The sequence below is a fragment of the Erysipelatoclostridium sp. MSK.7.34 genome (assembly GCF_019041935.1).
Classification (GTDB): domain Bacteria; phylum Bacillota_I; class Bacilli_A; order Erysipelotrichales; family Coprobacillaceae; genus Thomasclavelia; species Thomasclavelia ramosa.
Map to the genome: position 1 here is coordinate 1 of NZ_JAHPYJ010000049.1, position 8,203 is coordinate 8,203.

At 29.3% G+C, this 8,203-nt stretch carries 8 protein-coding genes and 1 pseudogene; 1 reads left to right on the forward strand and 8 read right to left on the reverse strand.

The genetic code is table 11. The annotated features are described in order from the left end of the window. Positions 1-243: 243 nt before the first annotated feature. Genes KTF99_RS16485 through KTF99_RS16515 form a run of 7 tightly spaced genes read right to left on the reverse strand, consistent with a single transcriptional unit; the run spans position 244 to position 6,126 of the window. A complete protein-coding gene (locus tag KTF99_RS16485) occupies positions 244-2,175 on the reverse strand; it encodes a BglG family transcription antiterminator (protein WP_029480989.1) in 1,932 nt (643 codons plus the stop codon). 12 nt (positions 2,176-2,187) lie between these two features. Then, positions 2,188-2,847, reverse strand: coding sequence for a ribulose-phosphate 3-epimerase (gene rpe / locus KTF99_RS16490; protein ID WP_009301118.1), 660 nt, complete (start codon positions 2,845-2,847; stop codon positions 2,188-2,190). A gap of 59 nt (positions 2,848-2,906) precedes the next feature. Continuing rightward, on the reverse strand, positions 2,907-3,503 hold the full coding sequence (locus tag KTF99_RS16495; RefSeq protein WP_008791024.1) for a KpsF/GutQ family sugar-phosphate isomerase: 597 nt from the start codon (positions 3,501-3,503) through the stop codon (positions 2,907-2,909). Between the two features lie 2 nt (positions 3,504-3,505). Then, entirely contained in the window at positions 3,506-4,018 is a 513-nt protein-coding gene (locus tag KTF99_RS16500) for a YjbQ family protein (protein WP_008791023.1), read from the reverse strand. A 1-nt stretch (position 4,019) separates the two neighbouring features. Further along, on the reverse strand, positions 4,020-4,310 hold the full coding sequence (locus KTF99_RS16505; RefSeq protein ID WP_008791022.1) for a PTS sugar transporter subunit IIB: 291 nt from the start codon (positions 4,308-4,310) through the stop codon (positions 4,020-4,022). Positions 4,311-4,328: 18 nt separating this feature from the next. Next, positions 4,329-5,654 carry a PTS galactitol transporter subunit IIC gene (locus KTF99_RS16510; RefSeq protein WP_008791021.1) on the reverse strand — a complete coding sequence of 442 codons (1,326 nt, stop codon included), beginning with the start codon at positions 5,652-5,654 and terminating at the stop codon, positions 4,329-4,331. A 16-nt stretch (positions 5,655-5,670) separates the two neighbouring features. Continuing rightward, positions 5,671-6,126, reverse strand: coding sequence for a PTS sugar transporter subunit IIA (locus KTF99_RS16515; protein ID WP_008791020.1), 456 nt, complete (start codon positions 6,124-6,126; stop codon positions 5,671-5,673). A 673-nt stretch (positions 6,127-6,799) separates the two neighbouring features. On the opposite strand from KTF99_RS16515, the pseudogene KTF99_RS17745 reads away from it, so the two are divergent. Further along, positions 6,800-6,928 (forward strand): annotated as a pseudogene (locus KTF99_RS17745) (IS256 family transposase); the annotation flags it as partial. Between the two features lie 645 nt (positions 6,929-7,573). Here the strand turns inward: KTF99_RS17745 and KTF99_RS16520 are convergent. After that, positions 7,574-8,203, reverse strand: a 630-nt coding sequence (locus KTF99_RS16520; RefSeq protein WP_442896716.1) for a DinB/UmuC family translesion DNA polymerase, incomplete at its 5' end; no start/stop codon positions are given.

The following is an 8,203-nucleotide window of genomic DNA, read 5'->3' on the forward strand; positions in this document are numbered from 1 at the left end:
TTTTTTATTTCGCATACTTCGTATGCTCAACTGACTTAAGTCTATATGTTCAAATTTTCAATTTGAACAGGTAAAAATTAAAGCGGGGTAAAATTACCCCGCGATATTTAAAGCGTCCACTCCAATTACATACACTACTCTATTTGCCATAACAAATAAGAAGAAACTATTAATACTTTACGAATAATCATTTAGTTTCAATTTGATCAGTATTAGTTTCAAAACATTTATTATAGAATGTACTTACTTCTCGAAAGTACACTCATCTATAGATTTAATTTTTTTGATTTCCTCAAGAACATCAGTATTAGATATCATTTCATATAATTCTAACACCATAGATTCAAATTCAATTATTTTATCTTCTGGAACTGCAATCAAAACAATCATATCAACCCAACTAGTTGACCATCTGATTGGTCTTTTTAATGTTAATATAACTAGACCTATTTCGTTGACTTCTGTAGGCAGCCCATGAGGTATAGCTACTCCGTTCTCTAAAACTGCACTTCCAATATTTTCTCGTTTGTATACAGATTTTCTAAATCCTTCTTTCACAATATCGTCTTTCTCTAACTTTTTAATCATAAAATCGAGACAATCTTCCTTTGTATTAAAATCCAATTTAAAGAAAACATTTTCTTTTTTTATATGATGCCTTAATAATGGAATATTGATATTATTTTGATTAAAAATCTCTCCAATTCTAGTTGATGTCAAAAAAACATATTTCGAATAAGCATCAAATATTTTTGCACAATCAACATTATCTAACATTGGACTTACATGAACAACTGGAACTGATGTATCGATTTTTTGTGATGAAGTGCTCACAATTAAGTCTAAATTATCTAATTTTTTGTTTTTCAAATCCTCATATCCACATGCTTGTATATCATCATATTTTGGAAGTACATTTTTTAATTGTGAAACAACATATTTTGAAGATACAATTCCATAAGGACAAACTACTAATATTCTACGTGAGTCTGATGATTTATTAATTGCCATTTGAAAATAAATTACAATAAAAGATATTTCATCTTCTGTCAAACTAATATTATATTCTGTTTCAATTGTTGATAATAAATACCAAGATAAAGTAAATAGGTGAAGGTACCTTGATTTAATTTCATCTAATAATGGATTTTCAATCTTAATTCCATTTTTTAATCTCAATACCATTGATGGTATATGTAATAACAACTGGTTAGTCAATTCTTCTCTGTTTTTAATACATATATTTTCAATTTTTTCTAAACAGTTGATAATTCTATTCACAACTTCCTTATAATCACCCTCATTTGATTTATTACTTTTTATACGATACGACGCTAGATATTTAGCTAATGTCATTTTATCTTCGTTGGTGCACTTTATATTTAACTGCTCTTCAAGATAATCAGAAATTCCCTTTGCAATTGGATAATTTTTCATAAAGTCTAAGTCATCTAGAAAATAGTATTCATCTTTTTTTATATGAAAGCCGTTTTCAATACGAGTAAAAAAAATAAATAAAGTAATTTTTAAAGCCTGTCTATAATAATCAGCAAAACCATTCAAATCTATAATTACACTGTTTTCAAGCATACTGTTAATTACCAAATTAATTTTTTCATTAAATATCAAATAAGTTTGTTCTTTTTCCTTTTTTAAAATTGTATTTATAAAAGCATTGATAATAGCCAATTGTATATTTTCTTCTGTACCTGTTAATTTTATTTTTTTATCATAATCTGTTTCAATATTAACGTGATATTTTATTAAAAATTTCTTTCTAAGAAACTCTAAATCATATAGTATTGATGATTTAGATACATAATACTGCTCAGAAGTTTTTTGAAGTGATATTGAATTTCCAAACAATACCAAATCAACAAATAATTGTTTTCTTCGACTTTCTACATCTAATCCCAGATTAGTAGAACCTTCATAATAAGAATTAATAATTGAACGAGCTTTCGCCTTTAACTCATCAGTTCCAACTAATAAAATGCCACAATTAGTTTTTTTATCAATACTTAATTCATATTCTATCAATTCTTCTTGTAATATATTTATGTCTATATAAATCGTTTTAGGTGTTACATTGAATTCTTTTGAAATTGTTTTCGCAGTTACATAATCATTTTGTTCTAATAAATAATTAAATATACTTATTTGCCGTGGGTTCATAGAATCATTCCTTTATTCAACTTTACCATTACTGAGTATATTTTTCAATTTCTTAATTCTCAATTCAGGATTATTGTGACCAAATACATATCCACCAGACACAAAAATATTTGCACCTGAACTATGGCATAGGATTATTGTTTCTTCATTAATATTTCCATCTGCCTCAATATCAAACAAATAATTACTGTTTTCCTTTATTTCTTTTAATTCCATTATTTTTTTGACAGAATTTTTTATAAATCTTTCACCTAACATTGCCGGATTTACTGTCATAACTAATACTTGATCTACCAAATTTAAAACCTCTGTAAGTGTATTAACTGGAGTGCCTGGATTAATAGCCACTCCCGCTTTTATACCAAGATTCTTAATTTGATTTAAACAATTATACAATTGTTTAGTGCTTTCTTCATGAACTGTAATAATATCTGCATCTTTATATTCTTCTATATGTAACTCTGGATTATTAATCATTAAATGAACATCTAATATTAAATCAGTTTTCTTTTTTAAATCAGTTACTATCTTTCCACCAAAAGCTTGCATTGGGACAAAATTACCATCCATAACATCTATATGCAAATAATTATCTCCTGCAATTTTAGCGATTTTTACAGTTTCTTGAATATCATATATATTCGAATTTAATAATGATGGTGCTATAATCATAATTTCCTCCATAAAAGCATGAAGAGATAGAGTCAATCTATCCCTTGATTTTCCTTATATTACTTAATGATGGCGTTCAAGCGATCACCTACATCACCACTTGGGTGATTTTCCAAAAATACTTTTTGAGAGAAAGCTGAATTCTTTTCTATATATATTGCAATCGCATCAAAAACTGAAATAGTAGCTAATGTACTAGCAGTTGCCAACATATTATATTCATCTGGCTCTTTTTCAATTTTAATTTTCAAGAATAAATCTGCTGATTTTCCAATTGTTGAATTTTCATTTTCTCCTACATATACAATGAAGGCCTCTTTGCTTTTTAGGTTTCCTAAAAAAGAACATAACTCATTTGTACTTCCTCCTTTAGAAATCATAATGACAATGTCATCTTTTCCAATCGCTCCAATTCCTCCATGCACTGCATCTGATGGGTTTAAATAGAAAACTTTTTGATTCACTACTTGCATAGTATGAACAATTTTTTTTGCAGCCATTGCAGATGTACCACATCCAGTTATAAAGATATTACCTTTTATATTTTGAATTCTATCAATCAATGTATTTACTACATCATAATCTAATGATTCTGTCAATTTTTTTAATTCATTACTTTCCGCTTCAATAACATTTTTAATAATATTTTTAATCATTTTTATTCTCCCATAATGACAATATTACATTTTCTTCTACGTTCTCTTGTTTGATCAAAATCAACAAAATAGATATAACCTACTTTACCATTTAATAGGTTTCCATCTTTAATAATCAATGTTTCACTTGCTCCTAATAATGTAGATCTCAAATGTCCATCGGTATTTAACATAGTCCATTCTTTTGCTGGATAATCCGGATCTGTTTTTGCCATACCATATGCAATATGCTCTGGACCAGGACTATGATATTGTCCTTCTGTTGTTTGGACTGGAATAATTTTATCTAAAGTTTCATTCAAATCGACTTGTAAGAATTCGTCACCATAATAATTCTTGTCATGCATAAATTCTTCAAAAAAGACTGCACAAGTTGTATGTGGGCTAGATACAACACAAATCCCGTCCTGAATGCCACTGATAGCTAATGCTTCCATTACATCTGCTGTAACATCATGATATGATGGTCGATTAGCTATAGTGGTAAGATTGATTTCTTTATGAAATACTGCCATGCTATTTCCCCAGTCTTTCTTTTACTTGTGCAAATACTTGTTCAGTCCCAAAACCAGTTAAAAGTCCCAATCCCATAATAACCTTATCTTTAATGCTTTCTGGTACTTGTGTTGTGCTAATTACAATATCATATTTTCCCTCAGCAATATCTTTTGTCTGTGCACTTATTGAAGATTGCATTACCTCAACTTCATTAGTTAATCCTTCTTTTTTTAACCAGCTTTCAACTTTAGTTCTCACCACTGTTGAAGTTGCATGTCCTGCACCACATATAATCATAATTCTTTTCATTTTTTTCACCTCTATTTATTAAGCCTGCGCTTTACGAATTTTATTTACATAGTATAATACGCCTAATGCAACTGCTGTTAAAATTAATAATCCTGGTACACTTAAAATGTTAGCAACAAATACAAGCAATGCATTTGGCCATAATCCTGCTGATACATAAGAAATCATACCACTACCAATTTCATATCCTGCAATATGATAAGCAGTAGTTAATGCTGGTGCTAAATAAGTAGCTGCATAAAGCATAGTTATAGTATAAATTGAACATCCTAATACACTTCTAAAAACATTTCCTCTAAATCCTGCAACCATTAAGGCTAATGCAAATACTAATGTTGGTAAATCTCCAAATGGTAATACCTTATTTCCTGGAAGAATAACACCAATTAAAAGAGTAATTGGAATCATTAATAAAGCCGTAGACATTACAGATGAATTACCAACCACTAAAGCAGCATCCATTCCAATATTAACCTCTCTACCACCCATATATTTTGCAGTAAATTCTTTAGTTGCATCTGCGACAGGCGTTAAGCCTTCCATAAATAATGAAACCATTTTTGGCATAATTTTTAATACTGCAGCCATCTGTACACCTAATGTCAACATTTTAGGTACTTCATATCCTGCTAATGCACCAATAATTAGACCAATTACGAATCCAATTATAATTGGATCACCAATTACCCCAAACTTTTCCTGAATTTTTTCAGGATTTACTTCAATTTTATTTAAACCTGGAATTTTATCAAATAACCAATTTAATGGTACGGCTAATACCAATCCCGCATTTGCCATAATGTGTGTACATGTCATCCCAGGAAAACCATAGAAATCAGTCATAAATGGAGTTGCTAAATCAGCTAAAATTAATTCAATTAAGAATGCTGGAATCATTGAAAGAACACCAATCAAAAAACTATCCGTAATTCCCCACACCATAATTCCAATTAATGCAGGTTGCCATAAGTTCCAAACATCAACATTGAATGTTTTTGTCAATCCTAAATAAACCAATACAATGTTGATTGCAAATGCAATCGGAATAATAACTATACCCATTGTTGTTGAAAATGCAACTGGTCCTGCGGTACCACTACCCAAATCCATAATACTTAATGATAATCCATATTTTTCGACCATTAATTCAATAGCTGGTCCTAAAGCATCTGTCATCACTCCAGTGACCATACTTAATCCAATAAATCCAATACCAATTGTTAACCCAGCAACAATCGCTTTACCTGGCTTCATTTTTAATATCAAACCTAAGATAATAATTATTGCTGGAATAAATACCGAAGAACCTAAGCTCATAAATATATTCATAAATGTTTCAATCATATTTCTTCTCCTCGACTTAAATTAATCCTTTCTCTTGTAAAATACTCTCATATTCATCCTTAGAAGAACATTCATACATTTTCTGCATCAACTCTTCATCAGCAAACATTCCCATGAGTTTCGTTAATGTTTCAGACTGTTCATGTGATTGGCTCATTGCAATCATAAAAATATGAGTAACTTCTATATCTTCTGATACATCTCCCATATTTTTAAACTTTACTGGTGATTTCAATGATATAAATTCAATCTGCGAACGATTAACATATTTTGAGTCTGTATGTGGAATTGCGACTCCATACTTAGCTGTTGCTAATCCTGTTGGAAACTCTTTCTCTCTTAGCATTACGTGTTCATAAAAGTCCTCTTTAACAATACCTCTTTTATATAATTCATCAGCTGCAATTTTTATTACCTCTTCTGAAGATGAGGCTTCAACACCGAACAATGCTACCCTTTCCTCAAAAAACATTTATTCCCTCCTTCCTCAGATAATCGTGAAAATTAATTTTCTCGGATCCAAACGATTTATCTTCTTTACATTTAAATATTATCATGAATTATTCATGATGGAAATTACACACATGGTTAACAAAAATGTGAACATTTTATTTGGGTTAATAATAATTCTGAACATTGTTAATTAAAACTCTAAATAAAAGTTTCACTAATTACAATATATATCTATAAGGTATAGAATAAGTGGATAAGATTATACAGAATAATTCATCTTTTAGTTCATATATTCATATTCGAATGTTTAATTAATCCATATAAATTCACTCTTCATTAAATAATTAAAAGATAGATTTTTTATGGAACATAATCGTTAACCTCCTATTTCCATCTTACACATCAAGAAATAAGAAGGAAAGAAAAGTTAAAGATCACAAATATGATTATAGAAGAAGTAATTTTATAATAGATGGTAATGCAAATTAAAAAATATTTTATGTCAAGATAAAGAGTAAAGATGTAGAAGTTAACGAAGTAATATATAAAGCATGTGTAAATCCAGTTATGATAAAATTCATTACATTAATAAAGCAGAAGTAGATAAATCATGTATTACGATTATATTTGATACCCCCTTGTCAAATAGACAGGTGAAATAGTTAGAATTTTATATACTGGAGTTATTTACACTCTCTGAAAGTTTATTTAAAACTTTGTACTTAGCTCAGGATAAAATAACAAGTAAATGGAATGTCTCATATGGTAATTGGTGTGTTATATATTCTAGTCTTCAAATCATTTTTGAAGGGAGGCTTTAACGAGAACATTTACAATTAAATATATTATGATATGATATAAAAAAAGTAACTGTGTGATTACTCAATACAGTTACTCATCAAATTCTATCATTGAAATAGACTTTACACAAAATAATTTACAGGCTCAACTTAAAAATTCTTTTTTTATTTTTCCTCTTCATTTAGATCTTCTTTATTAAACTTTATCAAAATTTCATTTGTTTCTTCATCAATAAATACTAATTTTGCATTCGTCAATTCTCCAAATTCAATCAGATTACTTATTTTATAAACGTTATTTCTCTTTTTTTGTATTTAAGGCTTGTGGTGTTATTCTTAACTTACGTGCGTAATCTGCAAATGAAAGACCACGCAAAGACAAGATTGCTTTTTTTACCTCAAATTTTTACCCGCATACAGGACATTTCTTATGCTCTCTTTTTAATTTATTCTGTCCTATCAACCCATTATTTTAACGTTCTTTATTTCTTATTTCGTAACATATATCCGAACAGTTTATTATTCCATTTTTAGAATTAAATTCCTTTCCACAAACAACACATTTTTTTCATATAGGTATTTCTCCCTTTTTTACTATAACTCTTACGTTTTATTATAAACCTATTGTATTACATCGTCGACTATTTATAGCGAATTGTATATCACTCACGCTTTATGTCCCCCAATAGTGTTGTTTCTGTCTTTGCCAGTTGCTCCAACTACTAAATTCATACCTTTTAATACAGCATTTTTTCCATATTTCTGCTTCAGTTTCAAAGTTGCTTCCTGAAGTCTTTTTTCCTTTTCTAAATCTTTTTCAAGCTTTTCTTCTTCTTTTTTTAACTGCTCGTAATCAGTAAACAGATCCATTTGCTGTATTGTCGGTTTTGTTTTAATACTGCTTTCACCAGTAATATGATTAGCAGACAAAGCAAAACGTCTTATTGTTAATTTTTTATTAACACTGCTGTCATACCAGTTTAAAACTTTTTGTGTGATCAGCTTTGCTGATGATGCATATCTGCCTATATTGACAGTTCCATGAGCATGTTTTGGAATCTTTCGTCCATATCTGTCATCCTTTATTTCGCCAGTATAGTCAGTTTTGATATTTTCTTTATCATAGCCAACACTTACTGTAATCTGATCTGTTACTAGATTTTTTGCCACAAGATCGAGACACAACGAGTCAATCATTTCTTTAAGAATTATTCTTCCTTCATTAAAGGTATACGGTCTGTTTAAAACCTGTCCGCTTCCCAGACTGCTGCTTTCAGGTTTATATGCCTTGATGTG